Here is an 18,550-nt window from a genome sequence, read left to right on the forward strand (position 1 = left end):
GACGATCCCTAACGATCCCGGCCGCACGCGTACGCCAACGGCGAGATCAGCTCCTCCACGTCCGGCAGCCACCGGTTCGCCGGCGTCGGCCGGCAGGCCCACTGCACGGCCCCCCGCGTCCCGTACCGGGTGGGCGGCGCGGCCACGTACGTCCCTTCCCCCAGCGCCGTCAGGTCGAGGGACAACGGCGACCACCCCAACCGCCGCACGAGGTCCGGCACCTTCACCGCGGCCCCCGGGAGGACGAAGAACCGCATGCGCCGGTCCGGCGTCAGCGTCACCGGCCCCAGCGTCAGCTCCATCCGCTCCATCCGGGCCAGGGCCAGGAACCCCGCGGTCTCGGGCACATCGATCGCGTCGAAGGTCCGCCCCGTGGGCAGCAGGATCGACGCCGTCGGCTGCTTCTGCCACATCCGGCGGGCCACGGTCGCGCTGCCCGTCGCCTGCGTCGCCCAGTCCTCGCGCGCCGGGTGCGCGCCCGGGGCGGCGCACGCGGGGTCCGCGCAGGAGCAGTGCTGCGCGCCGTCGGCGGCTACCAACCAGGTACCGGGAAACACGTCCCAGTGGCGCTCCTCGGCATAGCGTACGGCGGTCTCCAGCAGCGATGTGCCGCGCTGCTGGGGGATCTGAGCGGCTTCGGTGCCGGGGATGGTCTCTTCCACGTGGAACTCAACTCCCGTGCTCACCGGGGGTTACGGGGGCTGTGCGCGCGGGGGAGGAGCATCGATTCCGCATCCGGGGCGCATGGGTGCATGCATGGGGGCGCGCGGGAGGATTCGCCGCGGGAGCTGGGTAGCCACGTGTGGGGCCGACGTCAGCCGTTGCTCCGGCAATCCTCGCAAGCTTCGCAAGTCTCGCATTGTCGGCACATCGACGGGGCATTGATCTTCACGGCCGGAACTTTTCGTCCGCCGGGACAGCACCGAGACCGCATGAGACCGCATGGGGGTTACGCCATGGCCGCAAGGCCGCTCGTCGCGCGGCAGCCGAACGAACGACTGCAGGCGCTCATTCAGGAAGCGGGCTGCTCGAACGCGGGCCTCGCCCGCCGGGTCAACATGTGCGGGGTCGAGCACGGCCTCGACCTGCGGTACGACAAGACGTCCGTGGCCCGCTGGCTGCGCGGGCAGCAACCGCGCGGCCGGGCACCGGCGATCATCGCCGAGGCGCTCGGACGCAAGCTGGGCCGCACGGTCACGATCGACGAGATCGGCATGGCCAACGGCAAGAACCTCGCGTCGGGCGTCGGCCTCCAGTTCTCGCCGACGGTACTGGGAGCCATCGAGCAGGTCTGCGAGTTGTGGCGCAGCGACGTGGGACGCCGGGACTTCCTGTCCGGCTCCTCCGTCGCCGCGTCCGCGCTCGTCGAGCCCAGCCGGGACTGGCTGATTTCCGCTCCCGACTCACAGGTGTCGCGCTCGGCCGGGCCGCGGGTGGGCCAGTCCGACGTGGCGGCCGTGCGGGCGATGACGCAGGCGCTGGTGGACCTGGACCACCAGTACGGCAGCGGGCACGTGCGCCCGGTCGTCGTGCACTACCTGAACAGCGTCGTCTCCGGCCTGCTGGCCGGCTCCTACCGGGAGGCGGTCGGGCGGGAGTTGTTCGCCACGGTCGCCCGACTGACGGAACTGGCCGGATACATGGCCGTCGACACCGGGCAACCGGGCCTCGCCCAGCGGTACTACATCCAGTCGCTGCGGCTGGCGCAGGCGGCCGGGGACCGCGGCTACGGCGGGTACGTCCTCGCCGCGTCCATGAGCCACCTGGCCGCACAGCTCGGAAACCCGCGTGAGATCGCTCAGTTGGCGCGCGCGGCGCAGGAGGGGGCGCGCGGGCGGGTGACGCCGCGCGCGGAGGCGATGTTCCACGCGGCCGAGGCCCGCGGCCACGCGCTGCTGGGCGACGTACGGGCGGCCCACACGGCGGCCGGGCGGGCGGTCGGCGCGATGGAGACGGCCGATCCGGCCTCCGGGGACGACCCGGTGTGGATCGCGCACTTCGACGAGGCCTATCTGGCCGACGAGTTGGCGCACTGCCACCGGGACCTCGGACAGGCCGACGCGGCGGCACGGTACGCGCGGCAGTCCCTGGACGGGCATCCGGAGTCGCGGGCACGCAGGCGGGCCATCGGCCATGTGCTGCTCGCCACCGCGCAGGTGCAGCAGCGCGAGGTCGAACAGGCCTGCAACACCGCGACGAAGGCCGTGGAACTCCTCGAGACGCTGCGCTCGAACCGGGGCGCCGAGTACCTGGAGGACTTCCAGGCCCGGCTGGAACCGTACCGGGAGGAGGCGGTGGTAAGGGAGTTCGGGGCGCGGCTCGACCTGCAGGCCGCCGCGTGAACGAACGGGCCGCGGACGCGTGAACGCGCCGGAAACGACGGCGCGGTGAGCGGCAGGCGCCATGAACAGCGTGCCGCGGCCTGGTTTTGTTACTGCCGTCACAGGGAAGGAGTCCACGCCCCATGCGGCGTGGCAGTGGGCTCCGGGGACCCGGTAGCGTGAGCCGACGATTCCGAAGGTCCCCCATTCGTAGGAGTCCCGGTGACGCAGAGTGGACAGGGCGAGGAGCCCTCGGCGCGGCAAGCGCACGAAGGCATCGTGCTGCCCTCGGACGGCGGCGAGCCCTTGCTGCCGGGCTCGGCCGGCGGACCCGCCGGCCCCCAGGCGGGTCGGCCCGTGTCCGCCTCGGCGCCGCCCGGCGGCCAGGCCTGGGACCGGCCGTGGGGCCCCGAGCAGCAGCAGAGCCCGGCCCAGGACCAGGGCGGCCAGGGCTGGCCCACGCCGCCCGGCGCCCAGCCCTGGGGGACCCCGGAGACCGACCCGTCGGCCGCCCAGCCGCCCGCCCAGCAGTCCGCCTCGCATGGCTGGCCCGCGCGGAGCGGCCCGGCACAGGCACCCGGCGCCCTGCCGCCCCAGGCGGGCCCGGGTCCGCTGCCCCCGGAGGGCGCGCAGGCCCCGGCGTACGGCGGACCGGCCGACGGCCAGGCGTACGGATCGCAGCCGACGTACGGCCAGCACGGCCAGCACGGCCAGCACGGCCAGCACGGCCAGCACGGTCAGCACGGCCAGCACGGCCAGCACGGCCAACACGGCCAGGCGCCCGCGCCCCAGGCGCCTGCGCCCCAGCCGTCCGCGCCCCAGCCCCAGGCGTATCAGCCACACGCGTCGCAGGCGCCCCAGCCGCACGCGCCGCACCCCTCCGCGCTCCCGGCGCCCGCCGACGAGGGTGCCACCCAGTACCTGCCGCCGGTCGGGATACCCGCGGACGAGGGCGCCACGCAGTACATACCCCCCGTGGCCCCGGGAGCGCTGCCTCCGGAGAGACCCGCCCAGCCGCACGCCGAGTCGACGCAGTTCCTCGGCCGGGCACCGCAGTACCCCGCGCAGCCCACGGCCGGCTACCAGCCCGCCCCCGCCGCGCCCGCGCCCCACCCCGACGCCGAGGCCACCCAGTTCATCGCGCCCGTGCCCGGCGGCCCCGCCCCGGCCCCGTACGGTGCCGTGCCCGGCGGTGACGAGGGCCGGCAGCCGCCGGCCGAGTTCGACAACCTCTTCCGCAGCGCGCCGGGCGCCGACGGCCCCGCCTCCGCCACCCAGCAGCTGCCCGCCTTCGACGAGCCGCAGCATCCGCGCCCCGGCGACCAGCCCACGTACGCCTCGCAGGGCCCGGGCGGCGGCGGTGGTGGCGGTGGCAGGCGACGCGGGCACGACGGCGGGGGCGGCCGGGGTGGCCGCGGCGGGCGGACCGGTTCGCGCCTGCCGCTCCTCGCGGCCGTGGGCGTCGGCATAGCCGTCGTCGGTGTCGGCGCCGGCGCCATGATGGCCGGCGGCGGTGGCGAGGAGGACGAGGGCGGCAACCAGACCGTGTCCGCCACGGCCCCGGTCTCCGAGTCCACGTCGGCCCCCGCCTCGCCGTCCGTGGACCCGGTCCGGCAGCAGGCCGTCGAGCTGGACAAGCTGCTGGCCGAGAGCGGCACCGGCCGGACCACGGTGATCAACGCCGTCGGCGACGTGAAGTCCTGCGACAACCTGCCCAAGGCGGCCAAGGACCTGCGCGAGGCCGCCAAGCAGCGCACCGGGCTGGTCACCAGCCTCTCCCAGCTGTCCGTGGACAAGCTGCCGCAGCACACCGAGCTGACCACCGCCCTCACCAAGGCGTGGCAGGCCTCCGCGTCGGCCGACAACCACTACGCGGCCTGGGCCGACCAGACGGCCGGCAAGAAGGGCTGCAAGAAGGGCAAGGCCCGCACCACCAGCCACACCCAGGCCGGCAACCGGGACAGCGTCACGGCGAGCAAGGAGAAGACCGAGGCCGCCAAGCTCTGGAACACCATCGCCAAGAAGTACGGCCTGACGGAACGCCGGCCGACCCAGCTGTGACCCGCCGGGCGGGCGGCCCCCGCCGGGCCGCCCGTGCCGCCGGCTCGTTCAGGCCACGTCGGCGTTCCGCAGGGTGCGGGTGGTGTCCACGGCGCCCTCGCGGGCCGACACCAGGCGGCCCTGCCGTACGACCTGGAGGGTGACCTCGGCGTTGACCAGGCGCGGGAAGCCGACCGACGCCAGCTTGTCCGCGAACTCCCACTGGAGGGGCGGGGTGAGCCCGCCCGTGTCGATCTTCAGCCCGTCGTCGAGGGCGCGGGTCAGGGTGTCGGCGCTGACCTCGCCGTCGCCGAGCGACTCGACGGCCGCCTTGAGGACGGTGTACGCGATCCAGGTGGTCTGCACCCCGGCGTCCGCCGCGTCGACGTCGTTGTCCCCGAACGACTGCTCCTTGATCACCTTCTTCATCGCATCCCAGGCCGGGTCGTTCACCGCCGGGTACCAGCCGGTGACGTACGCCCCCTCGTAGGGCCCGGACGCCCCGCCGCTCGCGTTGATCGTGGTCTGGTCGACGCTGCCGAGCACGCTCGCGGTACCCACCTCGGGGTAATCCTCGCGGGCCCGCCGGAAGGAGTCCATGAAGGTGCCGGTGCGGTCCCCGAGGACGGGCACCACGCACCCCGGTTCGGCCGGGTCGGTGGTCGTGCGCTCCAGCGCCTGCCCGGACTGCCCGTCGTACGCGGTGGCGTCCTCCGCCGCCCGCTGGTCGTGGGCCCGCTCGTGCCCGCCCGCGGTCAGTCCCGAGTCGAGCAGCACGGGCAGCTGGTCGCCCGCGATGGTGTCGGGCCGGACGAGCGTGACGGGCCCGCACGAGTCGGCGAGCGTGCTGCCGAGCCCGGCCAGCAGCGCCGGCTGGCCGCCGTTGACCGGGTAGGACAGCGGGCTGGTGAACTCCGTGTTGGTGATGCCGTAGCCGCCGATGTACGGGATGCCGGCGCCCTCCAGCACGGGGAAGAAGGAGTCGGCGTGCTGGCTGTAGGAGCCGACGACGGCGACCGCGTTCTCCTTGACGGCGCGCCGGGCGCACTTCGCGGCGGCGATGCCGTCGTTGTGGTCGTTGCAGGTCAGGACGTTGAGTTCGCGGCCGGCGAGGCCGCCCCGGTCGTTGATCCAGCGGGCGTAGGCCTGCGCGAAGGCGGGCATGCCCGGTTTGTTGGTCGCGCCCGTGTCCTGCGGGGCCCAGGTCATGACGGTGATCGGATCGTCCCCGGAGCCCCCCGTGGCACCGGGGACGATCCCGCAGCCGACGGCGAGCGACGCACACGCCACCAGGGCGCCCGCGGACAGAGCGCCGGTGCGGGTGGCCCGGGAGCGGCCGATCAGGCCGCGGAGGAAGGTGCTGCGGGTGGGTCGCCTGCCGGTCATGTACCCGCACGATTCCGTCACACGGCTAACCTGTAAGTGATCTGCGGTCAACGCGTGGTGACGCGGAGGTGAATTACGGGGGGCGGTGAGGCACGGGTGGAGGGGAACGTACGATCGATGACCGTGCAAGGTTCGGAGAACTCTTCCCGTCGCGGCCGTCGCTCCTCCACCATGGGCGGCATGCCACTCAACGACATGCCGTGGTGGCGCTGGCGCAGCCAGGTGCGTTCAGCGCTGCACATGCTCTCCGCCCCCGCCTTCCAGCGGGACGTCTGGCTGGCCGGTGTGGACGGCTACGGCGACGTCACCGACGCGGTGTACCGGCTGGTGGAGGACACCTGGCTGGATCACTGGTCCGCCGAGAAGTACGTGGGCACGGTCTTCCGCGACTCGCAGGAGGCGGCGCTCGTCGACACCGCCGTGCTGCGCGTACTGCGGATCATGCACCAGGTGGGGCCGGACGCGCCCGTGCACGCCTACCTCGACCACCCGGACTGGCCGGAGGCGGTGCGGGCGGCGCGCGACGCGCACGTGCGGCTGGCCGCCGGTGACGGCGAGGACCCGGAGACGGAGCCGCGCACGCTGGAGGTGCTGCAGATCCTGACCCGGTCCGCCTGACGGGACGCCCACCGGGAGCGGGTCCGGATATGGGAACCTGTCCTGCATGAACGAGCAGTCCTCCGCGGCCGCCTCCCGGGCCGCCGCCCCGGCCGACCAGTACGTCCTCACCCTGTCCTGCCCCGACAAGCAGGGCATCGTGCACGCCGTTTCGAGCTACCTGTTCATGACCGGCTGCAACATCGAGGACAGCCAGCAGTTCGGCGACCACGACACGGGACTGTTCTTCATGCGCGTCCACTTCTCGGCCGACGAGCCGGTGACCGTGGACAAGCTGCGCGCCAGCTTCACGGCCATCGGTGACGCCTTCCACATGGACTGGCAGATCAACCGGGCCGACGAGAAGATGCGCATCGTGCTCATGGTCAGCAGGTTCGGGCACTGCCTGAACGACCTGCTCTTCCGGGCCCGGATCGGCGCGCTGCCGGTGGAGATCGCGGCGGTGGTGTCCAACCACACCGACTTCGCCGAGCTGGTGGGGTCCTACGACATTCCCTTCCACCACATCCCCGTGACGAAGGACACCAAGGCGGAGGCCGAGGCGCGCGTCCTGGAGATCGTGCGCGAGGAGAACGTCGAACTCGTCGTGCTGGCCCGCTACATGCAGGTCCTCTCGGACGACCTGTGCAAGCAGCTCAGCGGCAGGATCATCAACATCCACCACTCCTTCCTGCCGAGCTTCAAGGGCGCGAAGCCGTACCACCAGGCGCACGCGCGGGGCGTGAAGCTGATCGGCGCGACCGCGCACTACGTGACGGCCGACCTCGACGAGGGGCCGATCATCGAGCAGGAGGTCGAGCGGGTCGGCCACGACGTCACGCCGGACCAGCTGGTCGCGGTGGGGCGGGACGTGGAGTGCCAGGCGCTGGCGCGGGCCGTGAAGTGGCACGCCGAGCGTCGGATTCTGCTGAACGGGCGGCGGACGGTGGTGTTCGCCTAGCGGGGTGGGGGTTCTGGTTCAGCGGCGGCTGCGGGTGGTCGGTGGTTGCTCGCGCCGTTCCCCGCGCCCCTGAAGGGGCGCCCACTGCACGCACTCAAGGGGCGCGGGGAACGGCGCGACCCGCCACGACGCCCCCGCAGCACCCGGCGAAACAGTCACCGCCCCCTACATCCGGCTCAAGCTCGCCGCCGCGAACAGCACGTCCCTGATCGCCTCCCGGTCGCCCAGCTGACCCGCCGCCGCCTCCGCCGGAGGCACATGGCCCGCGGCCAGCCGGCAGAACTCCACGCCGTCCAGGGCGACGTGGGCCACCTCGTGCTCGGCGGAGCCCACCGCGCCCGGGGAGTCGAGCGGGATGAGCCACTCGCCGCCGCCCGAGCCCTCGATCTCCAGCCGCAGGCTGCGCCCCGGCTCACCCGCCGTGACCAGGTGCGGGCGGATGCCCGGAGCGGCCAGCCCGGCCCGGCGGCGCGCCGCCAGGGCGCCCGGCAGCATCCGGGCCGCGAGGTCGATCATGCGGTTCAGATGGCGCGCGGAGGGCGGCTCGTACGGGTAGTCCACCGCGTCGGCGATGTCCTCCGCGTGCACCCAGCACTCGAACGCCCGGTCCAGCATCGCGTCGTGCAGCGGCAGCTCGAAGTCGCCGTACGACACCGGCATCCGGCCCGCGTCGCCGGTGAACGACACGGTGCGCACGATGCCGTGGCTCTGCTCGCGCCAGGGAGCGCGCACCGCGCGGGTGGGCGGGTAGTGCGAGGCCCGCCAGTACGCCTCGGTGCGGCCGGCCGGCGCGGGGGTGGGCGCCGTGATGTCGCCCAGCGGGTCGTCGAGGCCCAGGGTGACCGCGACCATCCCGTCCACCGTCAGCAGGTGGGCGATGACCCCGGCGACGGTGGTACGGCGGCTCGCGGCCTCGTCGGCCTGGAACCAGCGCAGCCGCACCGGCGCGTGCCACTCGGCGTCGCCGATGTCCTGGAGCAGCGCGTCCAGCCGCGCGGTCTCGGCGTCGTACGGCGTGGCCCACTCCGGTACCGGGATGCGCGGCGGGCGCCGCTCCAGGCACCCGTCCAGGACGCGGGTGCGCAGGGCCGGGTCCAGGTCGAGGCTCTCCGGTCGCTGGAGCAGCGCGACGGCCTCACGCAGCCGCAGCGCCTCCTCGGCGCAGGCGTCGCACTCGCCGAGATGCTCCTCGACGGCCGCGGTCTCCTCGGCCGAGCAGGCGGCCAGCGCCCACGCCCCTAGGAGCGACGTCAGCACGTGGTGTCCCAGCGCGACCGCCCCGCCCGGCACCGCGTCGGGCAGCGTCTGCCCGCCGTCCTCGACGGACGCGCGGGGCAGCGGTATGCGCGGACCGGGACCGGACCCGCCGCCTCCGCCGTGGGACGCCGGCTCGTCGGGCCCATCGACCCCACGGTTGGGCGTAGGTGCATCAACCCCACCAGGCTGACCATCAGGCCCATCAGGGCCATCAGATCCACCAGCTCGCCCATCAGGCCCCCCGAGCCCCGTCGGCCCCCCGGACCCCTCCCCGGCCCCCTCGGCGCCCGGGCCGTCGGGAGCCTCGAAGCCCCCGTTGTCGTCGTACGCCCCCTTCATGCCGCACCCCCGTATCCCGGCGGCGCCCCGGGGGTCTCCGGGGCGCCGGCGTCGCGGGCGGTGGAGAGGAGCTGGAGGCCGAGGCGGAGGCGGCGGCGGGCCTCGTCCTCCGTGACGCCGAGGTCGGCGGCGGTCTGGCGGTAGTCGCGGCGCTGGAAGTAGGCCAGTTCCAGGGCGGCCCGCAGCGGGGCCGGCATGGACTGGACGATGTAGTCGGCGCGGGCGGCGACCGAGGCGTGGCGCACCTTGCTCTCCAGCTCCTCGGTGGTGCCTGGTCCGCCGCGGGCGAGGGCGGCCGTCTCGGTGGCGCGCAGCCGCTGCACGGCCAGGCGGTGGGTCAGCGTGGCGACCCACGTGCGCAGCGGGCCCTGCCGGGGGTCGTAGGCGTCCGGGTGCTCCCAGACGTGCGCGAAGACGTCGCGCGTGATGCGGTCGGCGGCCCGCTCGTCACCGAGCACGCGGTGCGCCAGGCCGTGCACGAGCGAGGCGAACCGGTCGTAGAGCTCGCCCAGGGCGGCGGCCTCCCCACGCGCGAGCCGCTGCTGCATCTTGCGGTCCCAGCGCAGTGGTACGTCCCTCTTCGCCATACGGCCCCTTCACCCCCTGTGCGGTCCTCTGCTCGTTCCGTACTCGTGCGTGCTCGTGCGGCTCGTTCCCTGCCCGTGCCGGTCTCCAGCCTGCGGCCACCGTCTCCCCGAATGTAGTCGGCACGTCCGACACCGCACGCCCCTTTGTGCCAATGCGCGCCCCCGACGGCCCGCAGATGGTAAACGCCCCCGATGCGCCTCACCTACCCTCTAACGTGCGACCGGATTCGATCGAACAGGATCGAAACCGTCTGAAACAAGCCTCTTCTGACCGGACCCCGTTTCCGGGCGGGCGTTTGCGGGAACGGCCGGTGGGCAGGCGCGCCGCCAAGAAGCGTAAGCATGGCTTCCGTTTCGGGTGATTCCGGACGTTCCGACGAATGAAGGGCATGGTGGTGACGTTCAACGTGATCGGCGGCGAGCAGGGCCAGTGGGCCGTGCTCCAGGTGTCGGGCGAACTGGACCTGGTGACGTCACCGGTGCTGCGGCAGCGCGTGCACGACGAGGTGGCCGAGGGGCGGCACAGCCTTGTCCTGGATCTCTCCGAGGTCCTGTTCTGCGACTCCAGCGGCGTCGGCGTGCTCATCGCCTCCCGGCGGCTCATCCGCTCCTGTCAGGGCCGGCTCCGCCTGATACTGCCCGCCCAGGGAGCCGTCGACGGCTCCCACGTCAACCGCGTCCTGGGCGCGCTCGGGGTGCGCCGGCTCTTCGACGTCCACCCCGACCTCGCCTCGGCGACCGGCGACGAACCGCGCCCGCTCTCCGCGTAGATCCCGCCCGCGGTCGCGCCCGGCGTCGTACGCTCCCAGCGTTGCGCACGGGGCTGCGCACGAGCGATACGCACCCACCGAAACCGACGACGTGAGGCGGCCGGAGAAGACAATGGTCAACAGCGAGTACGAGCGCAGGATCGCCGCGCGGTTCGCCACCTTCGACCAGGACGGCAACGGTTACATCGACCGTTCGGACTTCAGCGGAGCGGCCAAGGCGGTGCTCGCCGAGTTCGGCACCGCGGCCCGTTCCGAGAAGGGCCAGGCCCTGTACGGCGGCGCGGAGGCGTTCTGGCAGGGCATGGCCGGCATCGCCGACCGGGACGGCGACCAGCGCATCACCCGCGAGGAGTTCGTGTCCGGAGCGGTCAAGCGGCTGCGGGACAACCCGGACCGGTTCGCCGAGATCGCCCGGCCCTTCCTGCACGCGGCGCTGGACGTCGCCGACACCGAGGGTGACGGAGCCGCCACGGTCGAGGCCGCCGCGCGGGTGCTCACCGCGCTCGGCGTGCCCGGGGACGCCGCCCGGCCGGTCGCCGAGGCGCTCGACGCGGACGGCGACGGCAAGGTGGGGGAGGCGGAGATCGTCCCGGCCTTCGCCCGCTACTTCACCGTGCCCGAGTAGCGCGTCCCGCGCCGGCGGCCGTCATCGCCTTCCCGAACAGATGTCGCGGATCGTGGCAGGACGGCATCACAGAGCGTTGATACCGGGTTGTGTCCGCCGTGTGACCCGTCACGGCCCGGAGTCGGCGCCACACTCCGGTACCTTGTGTGGGATGCGAGTGGTCCCGAGCGCCAGCCGTGCCGGAGTTGCCCTTGGGGCGGCTCCGGAACCGGCGGTGTGCGCCTTGCCTCGCAGGGTGGAACGGCCGTCGGCCGCCGCCTGTTCGACTCCCCGGAACGAGCGTCGCACAGTATGCCGCACGGGTACTCCTTCGCGCTGGAATATGCCCGAAGCGCTTGTTGGCGTGACTGTACGTCAACCATGCTGTCCCACAGGGGATTCACGTTCCGTGATCCCTGACCCGGCCTTTGTTCTGGCCATGCAGAGAATGGCTACGATCGTGGCCCTCATGAGGCGCGAGCCTTTGTGTCCGCCGGTTCGGATGGTGTGAGCGGTGCAGGTGCTTCAAGTGCAGCTGGAGGTCCGGCCCGACCCCTCGGAAGTGGGGCGTGCGCGGCGGTGGGCGCGCTCACGGCTCGCCGGGGCCGGGATACAGGCCGACGAACCACTCGCCGAGACGCTGGTCCTGCTCGTCTCCGAACTGGTCACCAACGCCGTGGTGCACACCGGCAGTTCCGCCGTGCTGCGGCTGGTGCTGCCGGGAGCGGTGGCCGAGGAGTCCGAGGAGGCGACCGTCCGCCTCGAAGTGGACGACGCCAGCGGCCGGGCCCCGGTGCCTCGCTGTGTGGACGGCGAGGCGACGGGCGGCCGGGGTCTCGCTCTCGTCGACGGCCTCGCCGACCGCTGGGGCTGGAGCCGGGAGGGCGCCGGCAAGCGCATCTGGTGCGAACTGGACCGTTGCGCCGGGCGCGAGGACGCCGCGCCGGTCTGCGGAAGCGGTGGCGGCGCGGTGGCGTTCGAGGGGTTCGCCTACGAAGTGGTGTAGCGGCCGGCGGCGCGGGATGCGCCGGGTGCACGAGCCCCCGCTCCTGGCGGCGGTGATGCGGCAGTGCGCCGGGCATGCTTCCGTGCGCGTCCTGCGCATACGGGGCGTAAGTGATGAATCCCCCTTTGCCGGTTGACGGATCGTGACCGTTTCCTCACGCTTGTAGGCAACGATTCGCCGCGAGGGGACGACGAGGCCTCGGTGACGGAGCCCTCGACGAGCGTGGGTCGTGATTCGGCGGCGGTTCCCTCGGGGGCGACGGGAGCCGGGCGGGAGCGCCGGAGTCGGGTGGCGGCGCGCGGTGCCATGCTCGGGGCGGACAGCGTCGCGCCGCCGTTCCGACACGTGCGGGGAACCGGGGGTGCGGGAAAGCCGAACCGGGGGGCCCGAAGGAGCGCGGTGAAGTTCCCGCTCACTGTCCACAGGCTGTGGACAACTCCGTACGGAAAGTCCGCCGGTACGCGCTCGGGGTGACCCCGAGCGCCGCCTGCAAGTGCTGCCGCATCGACTGGGCCGTGCCGAAGCCGGCGTCGCGGGCCACCTGGTCGACGGACAGGGTGGTGGACTCCAGCAGGTGCCGGGCCCGTTCGACGCGCTGACCGGTGAGCCACTGGCCCGGGCTGACGCCGACCTCCTCGCGGAAACGGCGGGTGAAGGTGCGTACGGACATCGACTCCTGGGCGGCCATGTCCCGCAGCTGGATCGGCTCGTGGAGGCGGCCGAGCGCCCAGGCGCGCGCGCTGGTGGTCGAGGACTGCTGGGGATCGGGCACCGGCCGCTCGATGTACTGCGCCTGCCCGCCGTCGCGGTGCGGCGGCACGACGGTGCGGCGGGCCACTTCGTTGGCGACGGCGGTGCCGTGGTCCCGGCGCACGATGTGCACGCACAGGTCGATCCCGGCCGCGACCCCGGCCGAGGTGAGCACGTCGCCGTCGTCGACGAACAGCACGTCCGGGTCCACCCGCACCTTCGGGAACAGCCGCTGGAAGTGCTCGGCGGACGCCCAGTGCGTGGTCGCCGGCCGGCCGTCGAGGTACCCGGCGGCGGCCAGGACGTAGCCGCCCGTGCAGATCGCGACGAGCCGGGTGCCGGGCCGGACGAGCGCGAGCGCGGCGGCCAGTTCCTCGGTCAGTACGCCCTCCTCGTGCACGGGGCCCAGCTCGTAGGAGGCCGGGACGACGACCGTGTCGGCGGTGGCCAGGGCCTCGGGGCCGTGCTCGACCAGGATCGCGAAGTCGGCGTCGGTGCACACCGGCCCCGGCGGGCGCACCGAACAGGTGACGACCTCGTACAGCGGGCGCCTCCGCTCGTCCTTGGCGCGCCCGAAGATCCGCTGCGGGATGCCCAGTTCGAAGGGGAGCAGGCCGTCGAGGGCGAGAACGACGACGCGGTGTGCGCGGTACGTACGATCGGACGTCATGGCCCGATCCTAGCGAACACTGTCTTTCGGGCCACTGGATCGGACGGATCGCGCATCGGAAGCTCAATGACGTGCCCCAGACAACCGACGCCGCAGCATCCGTACACCGGCCGGAGCCCGCCCGCCCGCGCCGCCGTGCCCGGGTGCACCGTGCCTGGTGGGTCGCCGCCGTCACGTTCGTGACGATCATCGGCGCCGCCGCCTTCCGCTCCCTGCCCGGCATCCTCATCGACCCGCTCCACCAGGAGTTCGGCTGGTCGCGCGGCACGATCGGCGCCGCCGTCTCCGTCAACCTCGCGCTCTACGGGCTGACCGCCCCCTTCGCCGCGGCGCTGATGGACCGCTTCGGCATCCGGCGCGTGGTCGCCGTCGCCCTGATCGTCATCGCGCTCGGCTCGGGCGCGACGGTGTGGATGGACTCCGCCTGGCAACTGATCCTCTGCTGGGGCCTGCTGGTCGGCCTCGGCTCCGGCTCGATGGCGCTGGCCTTCGCGGCCACCGTCACCAACCGCTGGTTCACCGAGCGGCGCGGCCTGGTCACCGGCGTCCTCACCGCCGCCTCGGCCTCCGGGCAGCTGATCTTCCTGCCGCTGCTGTCCTGGATCGTCGAGACGTACGACTGGCGCCCCGCGGCCGTCACCGTCGCCCTGGCCGCCCTCGCCGTCGTCCCCTTCGTCTGGCTCCTCCTGCGCGACCACCCGGCGGACGTGGGCCAGAAGCCCTATGGCGCCCAGGAGTTCGTGCCCAAGCCCGCCCCCGTGCCCGGCGCCGCCCGCCGCGCACTCAAGGTCCTCTTCTCCGCCGCCCGCACCGGCCCGTTCTGGCTGCTGGCCGGCACCTTCGCGATCTGCGGCGCCTCGACCAACGGCCTGATCCAGACCCACTTCATCCCCGCCGCCCACGACCACCACATGCCGCTGACGACCGCCGCGTCGCTGCTCGCCGTGATCGGCGTGTTCGACGTGGTCGGCACCATCGCCTCCGGCTGGTTCACCGACCGCTTCGAACCGCGCCGCCTGCTCGCCGTCTACTACGCCCTGCGCGGCGTCTCCCTCCTCTTCCTCCCCCTCCTCCTCGCGCCCAGCGTCCATCCCCCGATGATCTTCTTCATCGTCTTCTACGGCCTCGACTGGGTCGCCACCGTCCCGCCCACCCTCGCCCTGTGCCGCGAGCACTACGGCGACGACAGCGCGATCGTCTTCGGCTGGGTCCTCGCCTCCCACCAGGTCGGCGCCGCCCTCGTCGCCTTCCTCGGCGGCGTCGCCCGCGACGCCTTCGGCTCCTACGACGTGGTCTGGATCGCCTCCGGCGCCCTGTGCGCGGCGGCGGCACTGATGGCACTGGTGATCCGGCGCCGCCCGGCACCGGTGACCGCCCTGTCGTGACCGGGGCGTGGCTGCCCCGGCACGGGACGGAAGACGACGCCCCCGCCGCCCCGCCGCGCCCCTCAGCCCGGCAGCCGCGAGATCCGGCCCGCGTCCCTCCCTCCGTCCCTCTTCGCCACCGCCCTCGCGATCCGCGCCGCGTCCAGCGCCAGTTCGCGGAGCATGCCGCTGATCGGGTTGGTGAAGCCGGTGAAGTACAGGCCGGGGGCGTCGTCGGGACAGTGGGCGCCCCGCACGGCCGGTCCGCCGCGGGCGTCGAGCACGCCGAGGTGGCCGACCAGTCCCTCCAGGCCCCGGAGATAGCCGGTGGCGGCGAGCACGGCGTCCGGGGCGACGCGGGTGCCGTCGGCGAGGACCACCTTGCCGTCCTCGAAGCCGTCGACGGCGGCCACGATCTCCACCCGGCCGCCGCGCACCGCGTCGATCAGGCCGACGTCCTGCACCGGGACGGCGCCCTCGGCGACCCGGGTGAGGAGGCCGGTGTCCGGGCGGGGCAGCCCGTGCGCCGACAGGTCGGGCGTGCTGATCCTGGCCAGCGGCCGGGCGAGCCGGTCCACGAGGCGGGTCGGCAGCCGCCGTACGAGGACGCCGCTGTACTGGGCGGGCCAGCCGGCGGTGGAGCGGCGGACGATGTGGGGCGCGGTGCGCACGGACAGCCGGACCCGGGCGGCCCCGCCCTCCACCAGGTCCACGGCGATCTCGGCGCCGGTGTTGCCGACGCCGACGACCAGGACGTCACGGCCGGCGTACGGGGCCGCGTTCCGGTACTCGGCGGCGTGCCGGACCTCGCCGGTGTAGGTGTCCCGGCCGGGCCAGTCCGGCAGGCGCGGGGTGTGGTTGTAGCCGGTGGCGACCACGACCGCGGCGCCGGTCAGCTCGCGGCCGCCCGAGGCGTGCAGCAGCCAGCCGGCGCCGTCGGGCGCGCGCTCGACGCGGAAGACCTCGACACCGGTGACGATCTCCAGCTTGTGGTGTTCGGCGTACCTCTCCAGGTACCGCACCACGTCGTCCCGGGCCGCCCACCGACCGAAGCGGCGCGGCATCGGCAGACCGGGCAGCGCCGAGAGGCGGCGGGTGGTGTGCAGGCGCAGCCGGTCGTAGTGGCGCCGCCAGGAGGCGCCGACGTGGTCGGCCCGCTCCAGGACGACGGCCCGCAGACCCCGCGCGCGCAGCGCGTGGGCGACGGCGAGGCCGCCGGGACCGGCGCCTATGACGTACACGGGACGGTCCGCGGGGTGTGCGGGCTGCGGTTCAGCGGACGCTGTGGAGTCGGCCATGCGGCGAGCGTAATCATGCTTGTGGTTGATGGGTCTCGGTCAAGAGCGGAATCGGTTGCGGATCGGTCACGACCACCGCCGGCGGTCGGATTGAATGGCTCGATGGCCCACACACGCATGCAGACCCTCGCGCCCTCCCTCACCGAACCGCGCGGACACGGCCTCCACCTCCGGTCCTGGGACGCCGGCTCCGACGCCGACGCCGAGACGTGGCTGCGCGGCTGCCTGGACCCCGAGTTCCAGCGCTGGAACACACCGCTCAGGCTGTGGACGGACCTCGCCGGCGCCCGTGAGTCGCTGCGCGCCCGCGCCCGGGACGCCGGGCAGGGCAGGTCCGCGTCGTTCCGGATCACGGACGAGGCGAGCGGCACGGTGCTGGGCCACATCGGCGTCAACGAGATCAACCTGCCGCTGAAGCTGGCACGGGTCGGCTACTGGGTGCTCCCCGAGGCCCGCGGCCGGGGGGTCGCCTCCCGCGCCCTGCTCCTCGCGTCGCGCTGGGCCTTCGCGGAACTCGGCCTGTACCGCCTGGAACTGGGTCACGCGGTCGGCCACGACGCCTCCTGCCGGATCGCCGAACGCTGCGGCTACGCCTACGAGGGCACGATGCGCGGGGCGATGTTCGAGGCCGGCCGGCACGACACGTTCCGCGACGCGCATCTGCACGCGCGGCTGGCGACGGACCCGGAGCCCTCGGCGCCCGCCGCTCGGTGACCGTCGCTCACGGCCACAGCAGCCGCGTGCCCCAGCCGCCTTCCTCCGTCCGCCGGTAGGCCAGCCGTACGTGGCGGCGGCGGGCGTCGCCCTGGAAGAACTCCACCTCGTCGGGGAGCAGCCGGTACAGCGTCCAGGACGGGACGGGCGCGTCCGGCTCCCGGCCGGCCCGCTCCCAGGCCGCCTCGGAGGCACGGGCCAGCTCGTCCGGCGAGTCCAGGTCGGCGCTCTGCCGACCGGTGAGGGCGGCGGCCAGGGCGCCCGTCGACCGCGCGTGCAGGTCGGCGTGCGCCACGTCGGCCGGGGCGACGGCGACCGGGCCGCGCAGGCGCACCTGGCGGCCCAGCACCGGCCAGTAGAAGACGAGCGCGGCGTACGGGCGGGCGGCGAGGTGGCGGCCCTTGCGGCTGTCGGCGTGCGTGGCGAAGGACCAGCCGTCCGCGTCCGCACCGTGCAGCATCACGACGCGTACGTCCGGCAGGCCCTCCGCGTCCGCCGTCGCCAGCGACACGGTGTGCGGCTCGCTCTGACCGGCGGCCACCGCCTCGGCGAACCACGCCGTGAACAGGGCCAGGGGATCGCCGGGCGCGGTGGCCGGGTCGAAGGGCGGCAGTTCGGTGACCGCGGGATCCCACACCCGCAGCGACCTCAGCGACTCGTGAAGATCGGTTCCCATGCCCCGATTGTCACGGGCGCCGGGCCCCGGTTCACACCGAGCCGAGGTCGGAGGAGACCCAGCGCTCGGGCCGCATGCGGACGATGACCTGCTCGCCGTGGTTCGCGGAGGCGAAGGCGACGTAGCCGTCGACCTTCTCGGCGGGGAGGTAGCGGGCGGTGATCTCCCGCAGGTCGTCCTCGGTGGCGGTGACCGTCTCGACGACCGGCCCCTCCACCGACACGTACCGGATGGTGGGCTCCAGCCGGTCGACCATCAGGGAGAACCGGCCCGCCGCCTTGATCAGCTCGTTCTTGCGGCTGTCGAGACCGGTCATGATCCATACGTCGCCGCCGGGCTCGTACTGGTACCAGATCGGCACGGTCAGCGGGGCGCGGCCCGCTCCCGCGTCGACCGCGAGCGCCGCGATGTGGGGCTCGGCCAGGAACTTCTCACGCTCTTCGCGGGTCAGGGCCATTCCGGTCTCCTCCAGCGGGTACGGACGTCGTTGTCTTGGCTCAACACCGGCCGGGCACACGGCTGTTCCCCGTCAGGCGTCCGTCAGGACATCGCTCTCCCGCCGGACGTCCGTCAGGACAACGCCAGCCGCTGCACCAACAGGAACGCCCCGATGCCCAGCATCGCGGCGCCCGACGTACGGGTGACCGCGCGGGCCGCGGCCGGGCGCGCGCCCAGGACGGCACGGGCGGCGACACCGACCGTGAGGTAGACGGCGGCACAGCACGCCATGTGCAGCAGTCCCAGGACGACAGTCTGCACGGGCACCGGCAGGTGCGCACCCCGGGTGACCAGGAACTGCGGCAGCACGGACAGGTAGAGCAGCAGGCCCTTCGGGTTGAGCCCGCTGATCGTGGCACCGCGCAGGAACACCCGGGCCCGGGAGCCGCCCTCCGCGGCGGCCGGGCCGTCCTGCGCGGCCGCCCCCGGAGTGCCGGGCCGGCGCAGCACCGACCACCCCAGCCACACCAGGTACGCCGCCCCCGCCACCGTCAGCACCGTGAGCAGACCCGGCGACCCGGCCACCAGCACCGCCAGCCCGGCCGCCGCCAGCAGGGTGTGCAGCGCGTACCCGGCGACCAGGCCGCCCACCGCCCACGTCACCGACCGGTCGCGCAGCCCGGCCGTGATGGCGTACGCCCAGTCCGCGCCCGGCACGCACACCAGCAGGAGGTCCAGGGCGAGGAAGGAGATGAGGAGTCCCGAGTCCATG

At 73.7% G+C, this 18,550-nt stretch carries 18 protein-coding genes; 9 read left to right on the top strand and 9 right to left on the bottom strand.

Translation table 11 applies throughout. From position 1 onward, the window contains the following. Positions 1 to 8: 8 nt before the first annotated feature. On the bottom strand, positions 9 to 662 hold the full coding sequence (locus tag RI578_RS22965) for a bifunctional DNA primase/polymerase (RefSeq protein WP_310872828.1): 654 nt from the start codon (positions 660 to 662) through the stop codon (positions 9 to 11). A gap of 294 nt (positions 663 to 956) precedes the next feature. On the opposite strand from RI578_RS22965, the gene RI578_RS22970 reads away from it, so the two are divergent. Beyond that, positions 957 to 2,342: a transcriptional regulator gene (locus RI578_RS22970; protein ID WP_310872829.1), complete on the top strand. Its 1,386-nt coding sequence runs from the start codon at positions 957 to 959 to the stop codon at positions 2,340 to 2,342. 201 nt (positions 2,343 to 2,543) lie between these two features. Beyond that, complete coding sequence (locus RI578_RS22975) at positions 2,544 to 4,382, top strand: hypothetical protein (protein ID WP_310872830.1); 1,839 nt, start codon at positions 2,544 to 2,546, stop codon at positions 4,380 to 4,382. Between the two features lie 48 nt (positions 4,383 to 4,430). On the opposite strand, the gene RI578_RS22980 is transcribed toward RI578_RS22975, so the two are convergent. Next, the gene (locus tag RI578_RS22980; protein ID WP_310872831.1) at positions 4,431 to 5,747 is read right to left on the bottom strand and encodes an ABC transporter substrate-binding protein; all 1,317 of its coding nucleotides are present in this window, start codon (positions 5,745 to 5,747) and stop codon (positions 4,431 to 4,433) included. 117 nt (positions 5,748 to 5,864) lie between these two features. Here RI578_RS22980 and RI578_RS22985 point away from each other — a divergent pair, with 117 nt between their 5' ends. Both RI578_RS22985 and purU read left to right on the top strand, forming a co-directional pair. After that, positions 5,865 to 6,365: an SCO4402 family protein gene (locus RI578_RS22985; protein WP_310872832.1), complete on the top strand. Its 501-nt coding sequence runs from the start codon at positions 5,865 to 5,867 to the stop codon at positions 6,363 to 6,365. Positions 6,366 to 6,411: 46 nt separating this feature from the next. Continuing rightward, positions 6,412 to 7,305, top strand: a complete 894-nt coding sequence (purU, locus tag RI578_RS22990; protein ID WP_310872833.1) for a formyltetrahydrofolate deformylase — start codon at positions 6,412 to 6,414, stop codon at positions 7,303 to 7,305. 165 nt (positions 7,306 to 7,470) lie between these two features. On the opposite strand, the gene RI578_RS22995 is transcribed toward purU, so the two are convergent. Next, positions 7,471 to 8,901: a zf-HC2 domain-containing protein gene (locus RI578_RS22995; protein ID WP_310872834.1), complete on the bottom strand. Its 1,431-nt coding sequence runs from the start codon at positions 8,899 to 8,901 to the stop codon at positions 7,471 to 7,473. Beyond that, positions 8,898 to 9,488 (bottom strand): sigma-70 family RNA polymerase sigma factor, encoded by a 591-nt coding sequence (locus RI578_RS23000; RefSeq protein WP_310872835.1) that lies wholly within the window; start codon positions 9,486 to 9,488, stop codon positions 8,898 to 8,900. Before RI578_RS23000 ends, RI578_RS22995 begins: the two co-directional genes overlap by 4 nt. Positions 9,489 to 9,877: 389 nt before the next feature. On the opposite strand from RI578_RS23000, the gene RI578_RS23005 reads away from it, so the two are divergent. From RI578_RS23005 to RI578_RS23015, 3 genes are all read left to right on the top strand, one after another. After that, entirely contained in the window at positions 9,878 to 10,258 is a 381-nt protein-coding gene (locus tag RI578_RS23005) for an STAS domain-containing protein (RefSeq protein ID WP_310875833.1), read from the top strand. A 112-nt stretch (positions 10,259 to 10,370) separates the two neighbouring features. Next, positions 10,371 to 10,883, top strand: coding sequence for an EF-hand domain-containing protein (locus tag RI578_RS23010; protein WP_310872836.1), 513 nt, complete (start codon positions 10,371 to 10,373; stop codon positions 10,881 to 10,883). A gap of 508 nt (positions 10,884 to 11,391) precedes the next feature. Then, positions 11,392 to 11,868: an ATP-binding protein gene (locus RI578_RS23015; RefSeq protein WP_310875834.1), complete on the top strand. Its 477-nt coding sequence runs from the start codon at positions 11,392 to 11,394 to the stop codon at positions 11,866 to 11,868. A gap of 412 nt (positions 11,869 to 12,280) precedes the next feature. Here RI578_RS23015 and RI578_RS23020 read toward each other — a convergent pair whose 3' ends face one another. Beyond that, on the bottom strand, positions 12,281 to 13,288 hold the full coding sequence (locus tag RI578_RS23020) for a helix-turn-helix domain-containing protein (RefSeq protein WP_310872837.1): 1,008 nt from the start codon (positions 13,286 to 13,288) through the stop codon (positions 12,281 to 12,283). A 71-nt stretch (positions 13,289 to 13,359) separates the two neighbouring features. Between RI578_RS23020 and RI578_RS23025 the strand changes: the two genes are divergently transcribed. Then, positions 13,360 to 14,673 carry an MFS transporter gene (locus RI578_RS23025; protein ID WP_310872838.1) on the top strand — a complete coding sequence of 438 codons (1,314 nt, stop codon included), beginning with the start codon at positions 13,360 to 13,362 and terminating at the stop codon, positions 14,671 to 14,673. 62 nt (positions 14,674 to 14,735) lie between these two features. On the opposite strand, the gene RI578_RS23030 is transcribed toward RI578_RS23025, so the two are convergent. Next, positions 14,736 to 15,950, bottom strand: coding sequence for an NAD(P)/FAD-dependent oxidoreductase (locus RI578_RS23030; protein ID WP_310872839.1), 1,215 nt, complete (start codon positions 15,948 to 15,950; stop codon positions 14,736 to 14,738). A gap of 102 nt (positions 15,951 to 16,052) precedes the next feature. Between RI578_RS23030 and RI578_RS23035 the strand changes: the two genes are divergently transcribed. After that, complete coding sequence (locus tag RI578_RS23035) at positions 16,053 to 16,664, top strand: GNAT family N-acetyltransferase (protein WP_310872840.1); 612 nt, start codon at positions 16,053 to 16,055, stop codon at positions 16,662 to 16,664. Between the two features lie 7 nt (positions 16,665 to 16,671). Here the strand turns inward: RI578_RS23035 and RI578_RS23040 are convergent, their stop codons facing one another. The 3 genes from RI578_RS23040 to RI578_RS23050 all read right to left on the bottom strand — a co-directional run bounded on the left by RI578_RS23040 (position 16,672) and on the right by RI578_RS23050 (position 18,549). Continuing rightward, the gene (locus RI578_RS23040) at positions 16,672 to 17,340 is read right to left on the bottom strand and encodes a pyridoxal 5'-phosphate synthase (protein WP_310872841.1); all 669 of its coding nucleotides are present in this window, start codon (positions 17,338 to 17,340) and stop codon (positions 16,672 to 16,674) included. A 31-nt stretch (positions 17,341 to 17,371) separates the two neighbouring features. After that, positions 17,372 to 17,797, bottom strand: a complete 426-nt coding sequence (locus RI578_RS23045) for a pyridoxamine 5'-phosphate oxidase family protein (RefSeq protein ID WP_310872842.1) — start codon at positions 17,795 to 17,797, stop codon at positions 17,372 to 17,374. Positions 17,798 to 17,910: 113 nt separating this feature from the next. Beyond that, complete coding sequence (locus tag RI578_RS23050) at positions 17,911 to 18,549, bottom strand: LysE family translocator (protein WP_310872843.1); 639 nt, start codon at positions 18,547 to 18,549, stop codon at positions 17,911 to 17,913. Between the last annotated feature and the right edge of the window lies 1 nt (position 18,550).

The organism is Streptomyces sp. BB1-1-1 (genome assembly GCF_031597775.1).
GTDB classification, from domain to species: Bacteria; Actinomycetota; Actinomycetes; order Streptomycetales; family Streptomycetaceae; genus Streptomyces; species Streptomyces thinghirensis.

Coding starts and splice junctions, on each gene's coding strand:
- RI578_RS22970 (WP_310872829.1), top strand. CDS start 957: ATGGCCGCAAGGCCGCTCGTCGCGCGGCAGCCGAACGAACGACTGCAG.
- RI578_RS22980 (WP_310872831.1), bottom strand. CDS start 5,747: ATGACCGGCAGGCGACCCACCCGCAGCACCTTCCTCCGCGGCCTGATC.
- RI578_RS22985 (WP_310872832.1), top strand. CDS start 5,865: ATGACCGTGCAAGGTTCGGAGAACTCTTCCCGTCGCGGCCGTCGCTCC.
- purU (WP_310872833.1), top strand. CDS start 6,412: ATGAACGAGCAGTCCTCCGCGGCCGCCTCCCGGGCCGCCGCCCCGGCC.
- RI578_RS22995 (WP_310872834.1), bottom strand. CDS start 8,901: ATGAAGGGGGCGTACGACGACAACGGGGGCTTCGAGGCTCCCGACGGC.
- RI578_RS23000 (WP_310872835.1), bottom strand. CDS start 9,488: ATGGCGAAGAGGGACGTACCACTGCGCTGGGACCGCAAGATGCAGCAG.
- RI578_RS23005 (WP_310875833.1), top strand. CDS start 9,878: ATGGTGGTGACGTTCAACGTGATCGGCGGCGAGCAGGGCCAGTGGGCC.
- RI578_RS23010 (WP_310872836.1), top strand. CDS start 10,371: ATGGTCAACAGCGAGTACGAGCGCAGGATCGCCGCGCGGTTCGCCACC.
- RI578_RS23020 (WP_310872837.1), bottom strand. CDS start 13,288: ATGACGTCCGATCGTACGTACCGCGCACACCGCGTCGTCGTTCTCGCC.
- RI578_RS23030 (WP_310872839.1), bottom strand. CDS start 15,950: ATGGCCGACTCCACAGCGTCCGCTGAACCGCAGCCCGCACACCCCGCG.
- RI578_RS23035 (WP_310872840.1), top strand. CDS start 16,053: ATGGCCCACACACGCATGCAGACCCTCGCGCCCTCCCTCACCGAACCG.
- RI578_RS23040 (WP_310872841.1), bottom strand. CDS start 17,340: ATGGGAACCGATCTTCACGAGTCGCTGAGGTCGCTGCGGGTGTGGGAT.
- RI578_RS23045 (WP_310872842.1), bottom strand. CDS start 17,797: ATGGCCCTGACCCGCGAAGAGCGTGAGAAGTTCCTGGCCGAGCCCCAC.
- RI578_RS23050 (WP_310872843.1), bottom strand. CDS start 18,549: ATGGACTCGGGACTCCTCATCTCCTTCCTCGCCCTGGACCTCCTGCTG.